This is a genomic window from Rhodoligotrophos appendicifer, assembly GCF_007474605.1.
GTDB classification, from domain to species: domain Bacteria; phylum Pseudomonadota; class Alphaproteobacteria; order Rhizobiales; family Im1; genus Rhodoligotrophos; species Rhodoligotrophos appendicifer.
On the sequence record NZ_VHKL01000008.1, the window covers coordinates 210,520 to 228,033 of the forward strand.

At 62.9% G+C, this 17,514-nt stretch carries 18 protein-coding genes; 9 read left to right on the plus strand and 9 right to left on the minus strand.

Annotation, left to right across the window (positions count from 1 at the left end):
- Positions 1–4: 4 nt before the first annotated feature.
- Genes FKM97_RS18510 through hmuQ form a run of 3 tightly spaced genes read left to right on the plus strand, consistent with a single transcriptional unit; the run spans position 5 to position 1,999 of the window.
- A complete protein-coding gene (locus FKM97_RS18510; RefSeq protein ID WP_144293911.1) occupies positions 5–493 on the plus strand; it encodes a hypothetical protein in 489 nt (162 codons plus the stop codon).
- Positions 490–1,638: an energy transducer TonB gene (locus FKM97_RS18515; RefSeq protein WP_144293912.1), complete on the plus strand. Its 1,149-nt coding sequence runs from the start codon at positions 490–492 to the stop codon at positions 1,636–1,638. Before FKM97_RS18510 ends, FKM97_RS18515 begins: the two co-directional genes overlap by 4 nt.
- Positions 1,639–1,669: 31 nt before the next feature.
- On the plus strand, positions 1,670–1,999 hold the full coding sequence (hmuQ, locus tag FKM97_RS18520; RefSeq protein WP_144293913.1) for a heme-degrading protein HmuQ: 330 nt from the start codon (positions 1,670–1,672) through the stop codon (positions 1,997–1,999).
- A 55-nt stretch (positions 2,000–2,054) separates the two neighbouring features.
- Here hmuQ and FKM97_RS18525 read toward each other — a convergent pair whose 3' ends face one another.
- Positions 2,055–2,861, minus strand: a complete 807-nt coding sequence (locus FKM97_RS18525) for a transglutaminase-like domain-containing protein (protein ID WP_144293914.1) — start codon at positions 2,859–2,861, stop codon at positions 2,055–2,057.
- Positions 2,862–2,987: 126 nt separating this feature from the next.
- Positions 2,988–3,926, minus strand: a complete 939-nt coding sequence (locus FKM97_RS18530) for a transglutaminase family protein (protein WP_144293915.1) — start codon at positions 3,924–3,926, stop codon at positions 2,988–2,990.
- 182 nt (positions 3,927–4,108) lie between these two features.
- On the opposite strand from FKM97_RS18530, the gene FKM97_RS18535 reads away from it, so the two are divergent.
- Positions 4,109–5,206 (plus strand): zinc-binding metallopeptidase family protein, encoded by a 1,098-nt coding sequence (locus tag FKM97_RS18535; protein ID WP_144293916.1) that lies wholly within the window; start codon positions 4,109–4,111, stop codon positions 5,204–5,206.
- 85 nt (positions 5,207–5,291) lie between these two features.
- Positions 5,292–6,269, plus strand: a complete 978-nt coding sequence (locus tag FKM97_RS18540; RefSeq protein ID WP_144293917.1) for a lysylphosphatidylglycerol synthase domain-containing protein — start codon at positions 5,292–5,294, stop codon at positions 6,267–6,269.
- On the opposite strand, the gene FKM97_RS18545 is transcribed toward FKM97_RS18540, so the two are convergent.
- Entirely contained in the window at positions 6,245–7,870 is a 1,626-nt protein-coding gene (locus FKM97_RS18545) for a phospholipase D-like domain-containing protein (protein ID WP_246105155.1), read from the minus strand. The genes FKM97_RS18540 and FKM97_RS18545 overlap by 25 nt on opposite strands.
- A 52-nt stretch (positions 7,871–7,922) precedes the next feature.
- On the opposite strand from FKM97_RS18545, the gene FKM97_RS18550 reads away from it, so the two are divergent.
- On the plus strand, positions 7,923–8,744 hold the full coding sequence (locus tag FKM97_RS18550) for a UDP-2,3-diacylglucosamine diphosphatase (RefSeq protein ID WP_246105156.1): 822 nt from the start codon (positions 7,923–7,925) through the stop codon (positions 8,742–8,744).
- Positions 8,701–9,723, plus strand: a complete 1,023-nt coding sequence (locus FKM97_RS18555; protein WP_144293918.1) for a glycosyltransferase family 4 protein — start codon at positions 8,701–8,703, stop codon at positions 9,721–9,723. The genes FKM97_RS18550 and FKM97_RS18555 overlap by 44 nt, the downstream gene beginning before the upstream one ends.
- Before the next feature lie 182 nt (positions 9,724–9,905).
- Here FKM97_RS18555 and galE read toward each other — a convergent pair whose 3' ends face one another.
- The gene (gene galE, locus FKM97_RS18560) at positions 9,906–10,898 is read right to left on the minus strand and encodes a UDP-glucose 4-epimerase GalE (protein WP_144293919.1); all 993 of its coding nucleotides are present in this window, start codon (positions 10,896–10,898) and stop codon (positions 9,906–9,908) included.
- A gap of 121 nt (positions 10,899–11,019) precedes the next feature.
- On the opposite strand from galE, the gene galU reads away from it, so the two are divergent.
- Positions 11,020–11,907 carry a UTP--glucose-1-phosphate uridylyltransferase GalU gene (gene galU / locus FKM97_RS18565; protein WP_144293920.1) on the plus strand — a complete coding sequence of 296 codons (888 nt, stop codon included), beginning with the start codon at positions 11,020–11,022 and terminating at the stop codon, positions 11,905–11,907.
- A 12-nt stretch (positions 11,908–11,919) separates the two neighbouring features.
- Here galU and FKM97_RS18570 read toward each other — a convergent pair whose 3' ends face one another.
- Positions 11,920–13,191, minus strand: a complete 1,272-nt coding sequence (locus FKM97_RS18570; RefSeq protein WP_144293921.1) for an outer membrane beta-barrel protein — start codon at positions 13,189–13,191, stop codon at positions 11,920–11,922.
- Positions 13,192–13,368: 177 nt separating this feature from the next.
- Here FKM97_RS18570 and FKM97_RS18575 point away from each other — a divergent pair, with 177 nt between their 5' ends.
- Positions 13,369–14,355: a KpsF/GutQ family sugar-phosphate isomerase gene (locus FKM97_RS18575; protein ID WP_144293922.1), complete on the plus strand. Its 987-nt coding sequence runs from the start codon at positions 13,369–13,371 to the stop codon at positions 14,353–14,355.
- 86 nt (positions 14,356–14,441) lie between these two features.
- Here the strand turns inward: FKM97_RS18575 and FKM97_RS18580 are convergent, their stop codons facing one another.
- From FKM97_RS18580 to FKM97_RS18595, 4 genes are all read right to left on the minus strand, one after another.
- On the minus strand, positions 14,442–14,873 hold the full coding sequence (locus FKM97_RS18580; protein WP_144293923.1) for a hypothetical protein: 432 nt from the start codon (positions 14,871–14,873) through the stop codon (positions 14,442–14,444).
- 118 nt (positions 14,874–14,991) lie between these two features.
- Complete coding sequence (locus tag FKM97_RS18585) at positions 14,992–15,447, minus strand: NfeD family protein (protein ID WP_144293924.1); 456 nt, start codon at positions 15,445–15,447, stop codon at positions 14,992–14,994.
- Between the two features lie 6 nt (positions 15,448–15,453).
- Positions 15,454–16,464, minus strand: coding sequence for an SPFH domain-containing protein (locus FKM97_RS18590; protein ID WP_144293925.1), 1,011 nt, complete (start codon positions 16,462–16,464; stop codon positions 15,454–15,456).
- Positions 16,465–16,529: 65 nt separating this feature from the next.
- On the minus strand, positions 16,530–17,456 hold the full coding sequence (locus tag FKM97_RS18595) for a DMT family transporter (RefSeq protein ID WP_205015170.1): 927 nt from the start codon (positions 17,454–17,456) through the stop codon (positions 16,530–16,532).
- Positions 17,457–17,514 lie beyond the last annotated feature (58 nt).

Sequence of the window (17,514 nt, forward strand, 5' to 3'; positions counted from 1 at the left end):
GACGATGGTGCAATCCTCGCGGCATTCTTGTCATCGCGGGCCGAAGAGCCTCGGCGGCGCGATCATCTTCGCGCTTGCCCTGCTCGCCCCCTCCGCCCAGGCTCAGGAGACGGCTCCCGCGGCGGCGTCGGCCGCGACGATCGACATCGAGCTCAACCGCCTGGAACAGCGGCCTGAGGCCTGCCGCCTCAGCTTCGTCTACAGGAACCGGCTCGGTACCGTGCTCGATGCCCTCCAGCTCGAAACCGTGCTGTTCGATCGCGAGGAGAAGGTCGAACGGTTCCTCGTCCTGTCCTCCAAGGCTCTGCCTGAGGACAAAATCCGGGTCCAGCAATTCGACATCAATGGCCTCAAATGCGCCGACCTCGGCATGATCCTGGTCAATGACGTCAAAGTCTGCGACGGCGAGGGCCTCGATGCGTCTGGATGCCTGGGGCGCCTGGCGCTCACGTCCAAGACGGAGGCCAAACTGGTCAGCTCGGTCGATCAATGAACAGGAACGCGTCCCGCTGGATCATCGGCTTTGCCGGCGCCGTCGCCATGCATGCGACGGTGCTCGGCATGGTTCCGTGGCCCAAGGACGTGGCCCTGTCCGAGCGCTCCGCCGGTGAGGATGCCGATGTCTGGGGCGCACCGTCCAACACGATCATGATGGAGCTCGCGACCGTGGAGACGGTCGCGGGCGCCACGGAGAATACCGCCGAAGTCACCGAGCCGAACGAGGCCGACACGGCCGAGCAGCCGGACAGCGCCGAGCAGCCGGATGCGGTCGAGACGCAACGCCTCGCCGCCGTTGCGCCCGAGATGATCCAACCCACAGACACTCCGAAGCCGATCGAAGAGGTCGAGCCTCCGCGGCCCGCCGCCGTCGAACCGAGACCCGCAGAGGTCGAGGCGCGCGAGGTTGCTCCCCTGGCCCCGGTCGCTGCAGGCGGCGAACTCCAGGCCGTCGAGCCCACCCCGTCAGAGAACACCGAGCCGCAGGAGATCGCAGCCGTCGAGCCTGCCGAAATCGCCGAGGCTGAACCCACCGAGGTGGCAGCCGTGGATCCCGCGACGCCGGTGGACCCCGTGACGCCACCGGTGACGGAAGCGGAGCCCACGGAATTGGTGCCCATCCCTCAGACGAAGCCCGACGTGGTGGAGGTCGAGCCGGAGCCGATCAAGAAGATCGAGCCCAAGAAAGAACGAAAGACCGCCCCGCCGAAGCCCGCCAAGGCGAAGACGGCGCGCGCCAAGCAGCCCAGCCCGGACAAGGCACCGGCCGGTACCGCCAGCAAGTCGGCGGCGGCGGCGAGCGGACAGGCCCGCGGCACACGCGGCGTGCGCGAGGCGGAGGCAGGCCAGGCGGATCGATCCAATTATGCCGGCCGGATCCTCGCCCATCTGCAACGCCACAAGCATTTTCCCGATGCCGCGGCCCGAAGCCGAATGTCGGGAACGGTCACGCTGACCTTCGCGATTTCCGCCAATGGCCATTTGCGCTCGGTCAAGCTGCGGCGCGGTTCAGGCTACGAGGTCCTGGACGATGCCGCCCTCTCGACCGTGCGCCGAGCGGAGCCGTTTCCCCCGATTCCGTCGGATCTCGGCCAAACGGCCATGACCTTCACGGTTCCGCTGCGCTACAAGCGGCAGTAATCTCTGTCATCACCCATAGGAGTACGTCTTCATGTTTATTGCGATGAATCGATTCAAGGTCGGCCTCGGTTCGGAAGAGGCCTTCGAGCATGTCTGGCTGAGCCGCGACACCCACCTGAACGAGGTGCCCGGGTTCGTCGAGTTCCACCTGCTGAAGGGCCCCGTCAAGGAGGATCACACGCTCTACTCCTCCCACACGATCTGGCGCGACAAGGCGGCCTTCGAGGGTTGGACGAAATCCGAGGCGTTTCGCAAGGCGCATGCAGGGGCCGGCGGAAACAAGCCGCTCTATCTCGGACATCCCGAATTCGAGGGTTTCGAAGTCATCCAGACGGTCTCCTCGGAGAAGGCCGCAGCCTAAAAGCGCGGATGACCGCTCCCGAAGCCCGCGGCCGACGATGGTCGCGCTGCGGGCCTCACCCCACCTCGTCCGTCACCACATCGAAGGTAACCAGGGTCGTGGGCCCGAAATTCGTTGAGATCGCTACATCCGTCGCGTCGCGGCCTCGCGCCATGACGATGCGACCGATGCGCGGCTTGTTGTGACGAGCATCGAAAGTATACCACTCGCCATCGAGATAGGCCTCGAACCAGGCGCTGAAATCCATGGGCGCCGGATCCTTCGGGACGCCGATGTCGCCGAGATAACCCGTGCAATAGCGTGCCGGAATGTTCATGCAGCGGCACAGGGTCACGGCGAGATGTGCAAAATCGCGGCACACCCCGCGCCCCTCGCTGTGGCCTTCATAGGCGGTGCGGGTGGCCGAGGCATGCTCGTATCCGAAGGTGATCCGGTCATGAGCATAGGCCACGATCGCCTGCACCAGCGGCCAGCCTTTCGGATGATTGCCGAAGGTCGCCCAGGCAAGATCTGCCAGCCGGTCGGTATCGCAGTAACGGCTGCCGAGTAGGAAAATCAGGACGTCATCGGGCAATTCCTCGACCGGAAGCTGTCGCGCCTCCGGGACGGCGCGGTCGGGAAGACCGGTGTCGTTGATGAGGAAGTCATTGCGAAACGTGACCCGACCGGCCGGCGCCGTGACGCGCGTACAGGTGTTGCCGAAAGTGTCGACATAGGAGGTCAGCGGCACAGGCGGATCCACCGAGATCTGATCCGGCGAGATCAGGTCCGGCTCCCGGGAGGGATGGACGCTCAGCATGAGCAGCATCGGCGTCGGCTGCACGCAGTCGAAGGCAATCTCGTAACCAGCACGTATCTTCATTGCGTCCTCACCCAAGCAACTCGGCACAAAACGAAACCGTCCCGGTCGTTGTCATTTTCCGGAACGCCGTGGACGCTCAACACGCTCGCCAAGACGAGATCAAGTCCCCTCACCGGACCTCGCTACTCAAACGCCCAACCCACGCAGCCGTTCCCGTGGCCGCGCCTCGTCGGCGCTGTTGCGCTTCTCCGACCCCTCGGACGTCACCTTCACCATCACTTCCATGTCGATCCAATCGGACGGGAAGCCCGTCCAGGTGCCGGAGACCGGGATTGCCTGGCGCGGATCGCGGACCACGGCGACGCGGATCAGGTCGCGATTGCCGATGATCCCGTTGGTCGGATCGAACTCCACCCATCCCGCTCCCGGCAGATAGACCTGGCACCAGGCATGGGTCGAGCCGCCACCGAGATGGCCAGGCTCGTCGCGGCTTGGAACATAGATGTAGCCGGAGACGAAGCGCGCCGGAAACCCGAGAGCCCTGACCGCCTCGATCATCAGCATGGCCAGGTCGCGACATGAGCCACGGCGCAGCTTCAGCGTCAGCTTCGGCTCGCGGATACCGCTCTCGACCCGGCGCTCATAGGAGAAGCCCTCGCGGATCGCGTTGGTCATGGTCATCAGCAAGGAGGCCGTTTCCGTCTTGCGGCCCTGGCGCAGGAACTGACGAGCCCAGCGGTCGACCTCGCGGTCGGGGTCGAGATACTGGCGCTCTATGGATCGCGTGAGGTCCGGCATCTCGTCGGCGCCATAGGAGAAGGGGTAGGTCTTGGCATGCTCCTCCATCTCGAAATGCGGCGCATTGGACGGCGTATGGTCCAAGGTGATCCGCGTCTCGAAGCACAGCTCATCGGCCCGCCCCGCGAAGGTCGCGATGGCGACGCAGTTGCCGAAGACATCATGTATCCAGCGCAGATTGGTGGGTTCGGGCGTGATGTCGATGGAGGACGAGAGCAGACGCTGATCATAGCTGTCGCGCGGCCGAAACATGACGCGATGCTGGCCAAAGAGGACCGGCTGCCGGTACCGATATTTGGTTACGTGATGGACGCTTAGGATCGTCATCGGAATCGTTGTTTGTGTGCGATTAAGTGTGGCCCTTCATCTCCCCCAGGTAAAGCTCGATTTGTGCAGCGCGCTATCACAGGCAGCGGCTGCGACACCGGCCCTCGATTTGAGCGGAACCTATAGTGTCCCAAGTCATTAACGAGCATCGATCAAATTTTTGTCCTGCAGCATGTGACATCATGAAACTGTTCGAATGCCAGAATTGCGGAAACCTTGTCTATTTCGAGAACACGAGCTGTGAAGCGTGTGGTCATCGGCTGGGCTACCTGCCAATGATGTCCGATCTCAGCGCCCTGCAAGGCGACGACGACCTTTGGCGGCCGCTCGCAGACCCGGATCATCTGTACCGCTTCTGTGCCAATTCACAGCAGAACGCGTGCAACTGGCTGATCCCCGATGAATCGCATGAACGCTTCTGTACGGCCTGCCGGCACAACCGCACCATTCCTGATCTCTCGCGCGGTGAATACCGGGAGCGCTGGAGACGATTGGAGATCGCCAAGCACCGGCTGATCTACACATTGCTGGCTCTTGAGCTGCCTCTGCAGAATAAAGTCGACAATCCCGAGCATGGACTGGCTTTCGACTTCATGGCCGACCCAGATGCCCCGACCGAAGACAGCCCACGGGTCATGACGGGCCACGAGAACGGCATCGTCACCATCAATCTCATCGAAGCTGACGACGTCACCCGGGAGCGGTTGCGCAGCGAGATGAACGAGCCCTATCGCACCCTGCTCGGGCATCTGCGTCACGAGGTCGGACATCATTATTGGGAGAGACTGGTCAGGGATGGACCGTGGCACGCGGCGTTTAGAGCCACGTTCGGCGACGAACGCCAGGATTATGGCCAAGCGCTCCGCCGACACTATTCAGAAGGGCCACCGCCGGACTGGCGCGAGCATTTCGTGAGCAGCTATGCGACGTCACACCCTTGGGAGGATTTCGCAGAGACCTGGGCGCACTATCTCCACATCGTGGACACTCTGGAGACGGGTGCCTCCTTCGGGCTGAGTGTGGATCCGCTCGTGGAGAATGCGCCACACGTGAAGATGGATGACAGCTTCTCGCCGTATCGGATGAGTTCCGTCGAGGAAATCGTCGCCGCCTGGTTCCCGCTCGCCTTCGCCGCAAATAATCTCAACAGGAGCATGGGTCAGCCGGATCTCTACCCCTTTATCCTGCCGGAACCGGCCATTCATAAGCTCGGCTTCATCCACGACCTGATCCGACAGAGCCAGGCCGCTTTTTCCGAACCCATAGCGCTGAGGGCGTGATCTCTGCCGTGGCCGGGCGGCGAGGGATCGTTCGGCCCCGCTGCGTCATTGATACGGGACCGCATTTCCCCATCCAGGAGTTCCCGTGGCTTCTCCCACCTCCCCTGCTGCAACACGGCCTCACGACAGCAAAGCCTCGCCGCGGCCATTGAAACGGTGGCTGAGCCCGGCCATCGCCGTGGTCGCCACGGGCGTCGCCGCCTTTCTGCTCTATCGGGCGCTGAAGGATTACAGCGCCGAGGAGCTGATTGCCGCCGTCACCGGATTTCCCGTGGAAAGGCTGCTGTTCGCCGCACTGTTCGCGGCGTTGAGCTATCTGTGCCTTACCGGCTTCGACATGCTGGCTCTGCGCTACGTTCAAAAACCCCTGCCCTATCCCAAGGTGGCGCTGACCTCCTTCACCGCCCTGTCCATCGGACACACGATTGGTCTTGCCGCCCTGAGCAGCGGTGCAGTCCGTTACCGGTTCTATTCACGCTGGGGCCTGAGTCTGGCGGAAATCGCCCAGGTGATCGTGTTCTGCGGCCTCACCGTCGGGGTCGGCCTCGTCACTCTGGGAGGTATCGCCCTGCTCGCCCGTCCCGATCTCGCTGCCGAGGTGACCGGTGTCAGCCGGGCACTGGTCATCGGCATCGGCATCTCCTGCGTCATCGCCATTGCGGCCTATCTCGCTGCTGCCGCCTTCTATCGCCGCAAGATCACCATCCGGGGAGAAGAGATCGCACTGCCACCGTTCCGGTTGGCCATCGGTCAGATCATCATCGGAGCAACCAATTTCGCCGCGGTCGCAGCCTGTCTCCATCAGGTGCTCATGGCCGTGTCGGAGGTAAGCTATCTGCAGACGGCTGCCGTCTATGTCATCGCCAATACGCTCGCCCTTGTCAGCCATGTCCCCGGCGGGCTCGGCGTCATCGAGAGCGTGGTGATGTATCTCGTGCAGGGCAAGACCCTGATCGGTGCGCTGCTGGTCTTCCGCTTCACCTATTTCCTGGCGCCCTTCGTCCTCGGGCTCCTGCTGTTCGGAGCCAGCGAGCTGTTCTACCGGCGACGGGCGCGCGCCTGACGCCGCCGGGGGATGATCTTGCGGAAAAAGTTGAACAGGCGGATCGGCCGCATCGGATCCAGAACCGCAGTCCACAGGGTCGGATGGACGGGGCCGCGAGCCTCCGTCAAAGCGGGGAAAGGATGCAGGGAGCGCGGACCATCCTGCAACTGCTCGAGGGCCGCCACCATGGAGCCTGACTCGGCAATCACCTTGGCGACGAGCTGACCATCGCAGCCAAGGTGTTCTCCCAGAAGATCGTTGCGAATGCGGCTGATGGTGGAGCGGATCCGTTCATCGCCATTCGCTTCGATGGTCAGATCGAGCTCGGTGTCGAGCCCCATGGAGCGGTTGTTAAGGTTGGCTGAGCCGACGCGGATCACATCGTCATCGATGATCATCAGCTTGGCGTGGATCAGAACTTCGGCGGTTTCGCCGTCGCAGGTCGCCACCGGATAGAGCACCTTGAGGCGATCATAGGGGTCGTGGCGCTTCAGGCGGCGAATGAGCCTGTCACGGTTCTCGCCCATGACACGTTTCTCCACCACACCTTCGGCGGCGCGGGAGACGATCGCGATGATTTCGGGCCCGTCGCTGCGGGCCAGATGGGAGGCGAGCACCTTGCGGATCAGGGAACAGGTAAAATACTGAGCCTCGATATAGATCGAGCGCTGCGCCGCCGCCAGGACGTTGATGGTCAGGGCGGCCACCTGGGCAACGGCGGGGCTGAAATTGGTGGCCGGCACCGTGAGCGACACGCCGATGGCAATGTCCTGGAAGTCGGCTTGCAAATCATCGGGCCAGATCGGCGGGCACGGTTCGATTGCCGGGAGGTCTTCGCCGAGCGCCCGAAGCCAGCGTTCGCGGGCGACACGAGCAATCGCCACTGCCGCCTCGCCGTCCACCGCCATCTGCAGGTCGTGCACGGGACCGTAGGGAGCGCCGTCCGGCGTCAGGCGCCACGGATCCTTGGGCGTATGCGCGGAGGTGTCCCAACGCCCCACCGTCAGGTCGATGCCGCCGGCAAAGGCGATGACATCATCGATGCAGACCAGTTTCTGGTGATGGGCGGCGTAAACCGGGTGCTCCGTGTCCAGTCGCACCTGGATGCGGGGGTGGTCTTCCCAGTCGGCGCCGAACAGCAGGGCGAAGGTCGCACCCGGTGCATGAGCGACCGCGACACTCCAGACGAGGACGCGCACCTCCAGCTCCGGGCGTTCTTCCACCAGCCGGCGCAGCAGAGTGCCGAGGCTCTCGCTGCCCTCGACGTCTGGCCGCAGCCGGATTCTGGCGTCGAAGTCCCATCCGACGATCAGAATGGAGCGCTGGGCCTGCTGCAGCGCCTTCTCGACCTCCGCAAAGTAGTTCTGGGCATCGACGAGCAGGGCCGCATTGTTGGCGCGGACGATCTCACGGCAATTGCGACCGGGCGAAAGAACGGCGCCGGCCCCTGCGGCCTTGACCAGTCCCGACGGCAGATCGACGGCGTTCGTGCCGATCACGGCGGGGTCATGTCTCATTTCTGGTTCCAGTTTCATGGCGTTGCCCACAGAAACGCCGACACTCACACTAAGTTCAACCGGAATTGCCTCCGTCATCTCCACGACATGTGAATCAGTCATTCGACATGCCATCGGCGCTTGCGCAAACGGGGCCACGGAGGCTCGGACGCTCATGAATCAGATGCCCACCGCTTCCTTCCGCTACCGGACCATCTGGATCTCGGACCTGCATCTCGGGACGCGGCGAGCACAGACGGAGCTGCTGCTCAATTTTCTGCGGCATACGGAGTCGGATACGCTCTATCTTGTCGGCGACGTCGTCGACAATTGGGCGCTCAAGAAGCGGTGGTACTGGACCCAGACCCATAACGACGTGATCCAGAAGGTCCTGCGCAAGGCTCGCAAAGGCACCAAGGTCATCTACATCCCCGGAAATCACGACGAATATTTCCGCGACTTCGTGGATGCGCGCTTCGGACGGATCAGCGTACAGCGCCAGGCGATGCATATCATGGCCGACGGCAAGCGGTATCTCGTGATCCATGGCGATGAGTTCGACGGGGTCGTGCGCTATGCAAAATGGCTCGCGCTGCTGGGCGACAATGCCTATGGCCTGTCGATCACCATCAATGTCGTCTTCAACAGGGTGCGCCGCCTGTTCGGCCTGCCCTACTGGTCCCTGTCCGCCTATCTGAAGCACAAGGTCAAGCGGGCGGTCGAATTCGTGTCCCGCTTCGAGACGGCTCTCGTCCGCGAGGCCCGGCAGCGCGGTGCAGATGGCGTCATCTGCGGGCATGTCCACACACCGCAGATCCGGGATATCGACGGCATCCATTACTGCAATGACGGCGACTGGGTGGAAAGCTGCACGGCGCTGGTGGAGAGCTTCTCCGGCAAGTTGGAGATCATCCACTGGGTAGCCGTCCCCGAGAACCGCTTCGAGAGCTTCAATGCACATCCTGATCGTGAGCGACGCCTGGTTCCCGCAGATTAACGGCGTCGTCCAGACGCTGGTCAAAACCAGCGAGGGTCTGAGAGCCCGCGGTCATGTCGTCTCGATGATCACGCCGGATCAGTTCCGCACCTGGCCCATGCCCAGCTATCCCGAGATCCGCTTGGCGCTCGCCCGCACAAGCCGGGTCGGCAAGATGATCGAGGCGGTCGCACCCGATGCCGTTCACATCGCCACCGAGGGGCCGCTGGGGCTTGCCGCAAGACGGCACTGCGTGCGCCGGAAACGCTGTTTCACCACCAGTTATCACACCCGCTTTCCAGATTATCTGCGGGCGCGGCTCAATTTCGCCGGCGTCGAGCGCGCAGGCTACGGTTTCATGCGATGGTTTCACGCCCCCGCCCAGGCGGTGATGGCGGGAACACCCTCCGTGGCGCGGGATCTCGAGGCGCATGGCTTCGCCAATGTCCGGCTGTGGACACGAGGGGTCGATCACACGCTGTTCCACCCGGGGCGACGCATCCAACTCGATCTCCCGGGCCCCATCGCCCTCTATGTCGGCCGCGTGGCCGTGGAGAAGGGAATCGAGGCCTTTCTGTCGCTTGATTTCAAAGGCACCAAAATGGTGGTCGGCGACGGGCCGGCGCTGGCGCGGCTCAAGGCCCAACATCCGGACGCCGTGTTCACGGGCTATCGCCGCGGCGAGGCCCTGGCGGAAATCATGGCCTCGGCCGATGTCTTCGTCTTTCCGAGCCGGACGGACACGTTCGGGCTGGTGATGCTGGAAGCAATGGCGTCAGGCCTGCCGGTTGCAGCGTTTCCCGTGACGGGACCCATCGACATCGTTGAGGATGGCGTCTCGGGCGCGCTTGACGAGGATCTCGGACAGGCCATCACCCGCGCCCTCACTTGCCGTCGCACGGATGCGCGGCTGCGGGCTCTCGAGTTCAGCTGGGATCGGACGGCGGAGATTTTTGCCGCCCATGTGGCCGATGCGAGCCGGAGTGGGATTCGGCACTAGAGTCGGGGAGCCTGCCAGATGGCAGGCCCCCCTCGCCGGCCGCTGGCTGAGAGATTTGGGGGCGGACGACACCAGCGGCTGACAGTTGCGAGATTTGCACGGCGCACATGTCTGCTTCCTGAACGCTGGTGTTATGTGACGTTCATGTGTTTCAATTGTGTTTCAGACGTGGCACGCGCCTCTCAGGCGGCGCTCAGCTTGTCTTTCAGCCGATCCTCCCAATGGAAGGCGGACGCCACAATCTCGTTCAGATCCGCGTGATGCGGCACCCAGCCGAGCTGGGCACGCACCTTGTCGGCACCGGCCACGAGCATCGGTGCATCGCCCGCCCGGCGGGGCGCATCCTTCACCGGAAGAGGCCGGTTCGTCGCCCGTTCGACCGCCTTGATCACCTCGAGCACCGAATAGCCGGTGCCATAGCCGCAATTGAAGATGTCGCTCGGCCCATCGGCACGAAGATTTTTCAAGGCTGCCATATGGGCGGAAATCAGGTCCGTCACGTGAATGTAGTCGCGAATGCAGGTGCCGTCCGGGGTCGGGTAATCGCGCCCGAAGATCTCCAGATAGGGACGGTCGCCCAAAGCTGCCTGGGATGCGGCCTTGATGAGATGCGTGGCCCGCGGGGTCGACTGGCCGCTGCGCCCTGCCGGATCGGCACCGGCGACGTTGAAATAGCGCAGCACGGCGTATGACAGATCGTGAGCTGCCGCGGTGTCGCGCAGCATGAGCTCCGACATGAGCTTCGATGTGCCATAGGGGGAAATCGGATCGAGGCGGGCCTTTTCGGTGACCGGCATCTCGTCCTGGATGCCGTAGACGGCAGCGGTCGAAGAGAAGATGAAGTGGGGCACGCCCGCTTTTACCGCGGCGGCAATCAGCCCCCGGGTCTTCACCGTGTTGTTCAAATAATATCCCAGCGGATCGGCGACGGAGTCCGGTACCACGATGGATCCGGCGAAATGAACCACCGCCTCGATCTCGCTCCCAGAGAAGATGCTGTCGAGCAGAGGTTCATCGCCGACATCGCCGTGGACGAAGCGCGCGGCCGGCGCCACCGCCCAGCGAAAACCGGTGGACAGATTGTCGAGGACGACCACATCCTCTCCGGCGTCGGTGAGCGCCAAAACCATGTGGCTGCCGATGTAGCCAGCGCCGCCGGTAACGAGAATAGCCATGTGACCTCCGAACCAAAACTCGCCCTGAACGTTGAGAGGCACACCCTGTTGCAACCCTGGACGATTGAGCTTTTGTCCTTCACAGGCTAGCAAAAGCAGGGCCAAACTGAGAGAGGAATTCATGTCGCGACGTCTCCGCAAAGCCGTCTTCCCCGTTGCCGGTCTCGGCACCCGCTTCCTGCCTGCCACGAAGGCGGTGCCGAAAGAGATGCTGACGGTGGTCGACCGACCCGTCATCCAGCTGGCGGTGGAGGAGGCTCGCGAGGCGGGAATCGAGCATTTCGTCTTCGTCACAGGGCGCAACAAGGCGGTGATCGAAGATCATTTCGACAAGCAGTTCGAGCTGGAGACCACGCTCAAGACCCGCGGCAAGACCAAAGAGCTCGAGATGCTCATCTCGGAGCTGCCGAGCGCGGGACAGACGAGCTTCACCCGCCAGCAGGAGCCGCTGGGGCTGGGGCACGCGGTGTGGTGCGCCCGAGAGCTGGTTCGCGACGAGCCGTTCGCCTTGCTGCTGCCGGACATGCTCATCCATGCCAAGCCCGGCTGCCTCGCCCAGATGATCGACGCCTATAATTCTCATGGCGGGAACATCATCGCCGTGGAGGAGGTCCCGCATGAGGACGTCCATCGCTATGGCGTCGTGGATGTGGGTCCGGTGCAGGCGAGCGGCGCCCAGAAGATCAAGGGCATGGTCGAGAAGCCCAAGCGCGAGGATGCGCCCTCGAACCTCATCATTTCGGGCCGCTACATCCTGCAGCCCGAAATTTTCGCCAAGCTGGAGATCCAAAAACCCGGCTCGGGGGGCGAGATCCAGCTGACGGACGCCATGCTCGCGCTCATGACGGACCAGGAGTTCCACGCCCTCAAATTCAAGGGCAAGACCTATGATTGCGGAGACAAGATCGGCTTCCTCGCCGCCAATGTTGCCTATGGCCTCGCCCGTGCAGACCTCGGCCCCGCCTTCCGCAAGGCCCTCAACGAGATCCTGGCCGCCGACAAGGGATGAGATCGTTCGCCCTCAAGGCTGCAACCTCAGCCCGATCGTGACGCGGTTCTCGTCGTAGTCACGATATTCCTCTGTGCTCGTGTAATGGACGAACCGGTAGCCGCCGATCACCGCAACGCGGCGGTTCAGCCAATAGGTCAGGTCAAGGCCTGCGGCGACGGTCTGCTCGTTCAGATCGAGGCCGACATAGTCCTGGAGCGTATAGCGGCCGAGGAGGGCCCCGATGAAGTTGTAGCGGAATGCATGGTCGTAGCGGAGGCCGACGGTGTAGTCGCGGGTCGCACTGGCGCCCGCAACATTCGTCTCACCGATCCCGCTGTTGGCTTCAAGCTTCACAGCGCTGATCTTCGTCGGCCTCCAGACTACGTTCGCATCAAAGCCCACGCCATCGACGTCTTTCAGGGCCAGGTTATAGTAATCCCGCATCTCGTAGGTGACCGCCGCCTCGCCGGTCCAGAGGGCATTCGGGGCGAATTCCGCCCCGACCGCGATCTTCAACCCATCGGATGAGCGTTTCACGCCGAGGACGTCATCCACCTCGTCATAGATTCGGGGAATGTAGGAGGCTTCCACATAGGGAACGAAGATCGGCGCATCCTGGTACCGGAGGCGAAGTTGCGCCAGCGGTGCCGTATAGGCGAGGTCGGAGTTGTTCTGCACGCTGCCGTCGGACAGCTTCACGTCGCCGGAGCGATACCAGGCGCTGCCGCCGCGCAGGGTCACCGAGATGCGACCGGGATCATAGGTCACCCCACCGAAAGCGGCGAAATTCTCATCCTTGCGGGGATTGAGCGCGTTCACGGGGATGTCTGCCTGGGCCAATCCCTCCTGGCTCAGGATGTAGCGGCCCTCGATGGTGGTCGAGAAATCGCGGCGCAGATCCAGACGGAGCTCGGCATTGATGTCGGCATTATCTTCGTTCTGATCGGATTCCTTGGCATAGAGCACATGCTCGCTCTCCGCGTGCAGCCTGAAGGCATGGCGCACCCAGTCGCTGTAGAGGTCGAGCTCGGGCTTCAGCCGCAGGCCGACGTCGGAAATGCGGTTGGTTTTCGACTCACGCACGTTGTCGGTGATCGCCGCGCCGATCTCGAGAGAGGGATAGGCGAGAAAGCCGCCATAGGTTAACGCGAGCGGATCGAAGGCGGTGCTCTCTGTGACATCCACAGCCTGAGCCCAGGCCGTTGATTCGCCGTCACCGAAGAGCAGCCCCGCTCCTGCGATCAAGGCCGCAAGCGCCGGAATGAGCCGACGCGAGGCCGATTTCGGCTCGCCTTGACCCATGATCCTCCCCTTGCTCGCACCTGCTTGCCGCACGAGCGGATAATCTTTTGTTAAGGTTAATAAAGTGTTTATGAACGCTGCCGGCCGTTAACCATGTTGGCATCCGGGACCCCGCGTGTTGCGGTAGCAGCCGGCTTGACGGTACATGGACGGATCTGGAACAGTCCTGAGTCGCTCATGAACCGCAGCACGGATCCGCTCGTCATCTTCGCCACCAACGCGGTCGAGACCGAATCACGCGGGCTCACGGCCCTGGCGGATGCCTTGAATACGGAGCTGGAGCAGCCGTTCCTGGATGCGATCGACACGATCGAACGCATCCGGCGCAAGGGCGGCAGGGTCATCGTGTCGGGCATCGGCAAGAGCGGCATCATCGCCCGCAAGATCGCCTCGACCCTTGCATCGACAGGAACGCCCGCGCTCTTCGTTCATGCCAGCGAAGCCAGCCATGGCGATCTCGGGATGATCACCGAGCAGGACGTGCTGCTGGTCCTGTCCAATTCCGGGGAGACGCCGGAACTCGCCGATCTCGTCGCCTATGTGAAGCGTTGGCGGGTGCCGCTCATCGCCATTACCAGCCGCGCCGACAGCACCATCGCGCGGTCCTGCGACGTGGGGCTGGTCCTGCCGGCGCATGAGGAAGCCTGCCCCAATGGGCTCGCGCCGACCACGTCCACCACTCTGCAGGCGGCACTCGGGGACGCCCTGGCCGTCACTCTTCTCAAGAATCGGGGATTTTCACCGGAGGACTTCCGCGCCCTGCATCCCGGCGGCAAGCTCGGGGCGCAACTCTCCTTCGTGCATGAAGTCATGCATGGAGATGCCGAGCTGCCGCTGATCGATGTGGACGCGCTGATGGCCGAGGCGCTGGTGGTCATGACTTCGAAGCGTTTCGGCTGCGTGGGAGTGGTTCGTGGCGACGGCACGCTGGCCGGAGTCATCACCGACGGCGATCTGCGTCGCAATATGAGCTCCGACCTCATCAGCCGGACGACCGGCGAGGTCATGACGGTAAAGCCCGTCACCATCGAGCCGTCGGCCCTGGCTTCAACCGCCTTGGCGATCCTCAATGAACGCCAGATCACCACGCTGTTCGTGGTCGAGAACGCCGCCCCGGTCGGCATCCTGCATATTCACGACCTGCTGCGGATCGGCGTGAAGTAGCGACACGGATCGCTGCCGGCTGGCCCAAAAGCCTCGCCGAGATCATGACGCCCCTTCCGCCGTGATCTCAGCAAGTGCCACCGCTCTTATTGAACGACGGTGTTCGTCACAGCGGCTTGGCCATCTGCGGCTGGGATCTCCATGGATGCCAGCTCCTTCGAGCACAGGCCGGCTGCGTCTTCGACCGGCTCTGTCATGCCACCAAGCGTGGTCCAGCCACCCTTCTCAATGAAGTCGTCCTGCTGCCACGAGCTTTCCTTCTTGAGAGCCGCGAGTTGGACCGAGAAGTCGGGCGCCGCCGTGAAGCGCGTCACACAAATCGCCGACGCGAGTTCAGCGCGCGAAGTTGTCGCCGCATTTTTTGCCATGGCCTCGGCCGTTCCCCCAGTAACCCAGCCACCGAACCAGAAGCCAACGACAATTGTCGCAATCACACACCCTATACAAGACCACATCCAGAGTGTTTTTGACGGCTGATATTCACCCCATTTTTCACCCATTGTTTTCTCATCAGACATCAGATTACTCCTCCTTACTTTCTTCTAATGTCGATATGTTACCGCAAATCAGCCGCAGATTTACCGCAAATCTGTCACAATGCCGTGAGGATGGGGTGAACCGCTTAAGGGCGCCTGGTCAGCTCGGCTTTGCTTCCAGCTCCACCATCAGGTCGATCCCGTCGGTGCCGATGACCCTTACCCAAGCTCCCGCAGGGGCATCGGGGCCCTTCACGACCCAGGAGGTGTCGTGGATCTGCAGCCGGCCACGGCCATCGACGATCGGTGCATGCAGCCGGAAGCGCTGGCCGATGAAGCTGTCCTGACGGCGGTTCAGGTTCGGCTGGTCGCTTCGAACGCCTCGTCCGCCGAAGAAGCGACGCGACAGCAGCACAGCCGCCATTGAGAGCACCGCGAAGCCGGCGATCTGGCCCTGCCAGGGGATGTCGACGAAGAGCAGCGTCAAGCCCATCAGTGCTGCGGCAGCGCCGAGCCACATGAAGAAGAAGCCGGGAAGCAGGAGTTCGATCACCAGCAGCACGCCGGCCAGGATCCACCAGTTCCACAGGCCCAGACTGTCAAGCCATTGGATCATGAGCGTTCATTCGCTCGGTGCGGGACGCAAGGGGACCTGCGGCACCGTCTCCGTCGTGCGGCGCAGGCCCGTGGGAGTCGTCGGCCGGGCCGGCGGTGCGCCGCCGCCCATGGCCTCGCGGGTCAATTCTGCAATGCCGCCGATCGCGCCCAGGATCGACGTCGCGTCCACCGGCAGCATGAGCACCTTCTGGTTCGGTGCCGACGCCAGAGACTTCAGGGCATCCACATATTTCGTCGCCACGAAGTAGTTCACCGCCTGAATGTTGCCGCCGGCAATGGCCTCGGAGACGACCTGTGTCGCCTTGGCTTCGGCCTCGGCGGAGCGTTCGCGCGCCTCGGCATCCCGGAAGGCCGCCTCCTTGCGCCCCTCCGCCTCGAGCACCGCCGACTGCTTCTGGCCCTCGGCCGCCAGGATGGCTGCCTGGCGCACACCCTCGGCCTCCAGAATTCTCGCCCGCTTCTCCCGCTCCGCTTTCATCTGGCGGGCCATGGAATCCACCAGGTCGCGCGGCGGATTGATGTCGCGGATCTCGATGCGGGTCACCTTGATGCCCCAGGGATGGGTCGCCTGGTCCACCACATTGATCAGGCGCTGGTTGATCTCGTCGCGCTTGGACAGGAGCTCGTCCAGGTCCATGGACCCCATGACGGTGCGGATGTTCGTGAGCGTCAGGTTGACGACGGCATTCTGCAGCCCGGAGATCTCATAGGCCGCCTTGGCCGCGTCCAGCACCTGGTAGAAGGCGACGCCGTTCACCTCCACCATGGCGTTATCGCGGGTGATCACCTCCTGGCTCGGGATGTCGAGCACCTGCTCCATCATGTTCAGCTTGGCGCCGACGCGGTCGATGAAGGGGACGATGAGGTTAAGCCCCGGATTGAGGGTCTTCGTATAGCGGCCAAACCGCTCGACGGTATAATTCCAGCCCTGCGGAATGACCCGAATGCCCTGGAAGATCGCCAGGAGCACGAGGACCAGCAGGATCAGGACAAAGATCGAAACACCTTGAAACATGGCAACGCTCCGCAGGACCCAAGCCGCTAGCATATGTAGCGCAAGGCTTAAGGTTTAGCGAAGGCTCAGAGGGGCTCGGTCGCGGACTTCGCCTGCCCTCCCCAGACCACCATCCAGCCAGCGGCCAGAATACACCCGATGCCGATGACCGTCAGCCCATCGGGGACCTCGCCAAAAAAGACGAAACCCCAGAATCCCGCGAACACCAGATAGCTGTAGTCGAAGGTCCCGATGATGGCCGGCGGCGCGATCTGATAGGCCTTGGCCACGCCGATGCTCTGGGCCACCATCAAGATGCCAAGCAGCACAATGACCGCCCAGGTCTCCGCTTTCAACTCAACCCAGGGTCCCAGCAGGAACGGAAGGGTCGCATCGGCTGCACCGGGGATGAGGCCGACAGCCACCACGCCGACGAACCCGGTGAGCAGGAGGCAAAGGTTCAGCACCGTGGCAATGCTCAATGAGTCTTCATGAGCGCACTTGCTGCGGGTGACGATGGCGGCCAGCGCGTATAAGGCGGCGGCCAGCACCGGCAGAAGCGCCACGGGGGAGAAATCGTCGGCCGCGGGGCGCAGGATGACCAGCACACCGACAAAGCCGACCAGGATCGCCAACCATCGCTTGAGGCCGACCGGCTCGCCAATGAGCGCGGCAGAGAAAATGGCAATGAACAGCGGGATCGTATAAAGCGCCGTCGCCGCGACCGAAAGGCTCATGAATGGCAGTGCTGTGTAGAACGCAATCCACATCAGCACGATCAGCACACTGCGAAGCACTACCCAGCCAACGGATTTCGGCCAGAGGGACGAGCCGGGGCTTGCAAATCTGGCAATGCCGATCAGCACAGGCACGGCGATCAAACTTCGCAATGCGAGGAGTTGCCACAAGGAAAAGTCCGCACTGCTCTGTTTGACGACTGCGTCACCAAAAGAGAGCATGAAGACCGAGGCGACAATGAGCGTGACGCCGAGCGTGGTTCCTTCGAGGCGCAAAGTCTAAGCTTTCAGGCTGAGGACGTATCGGGGAGAGCGATGTTAGTCTCAGATCGCG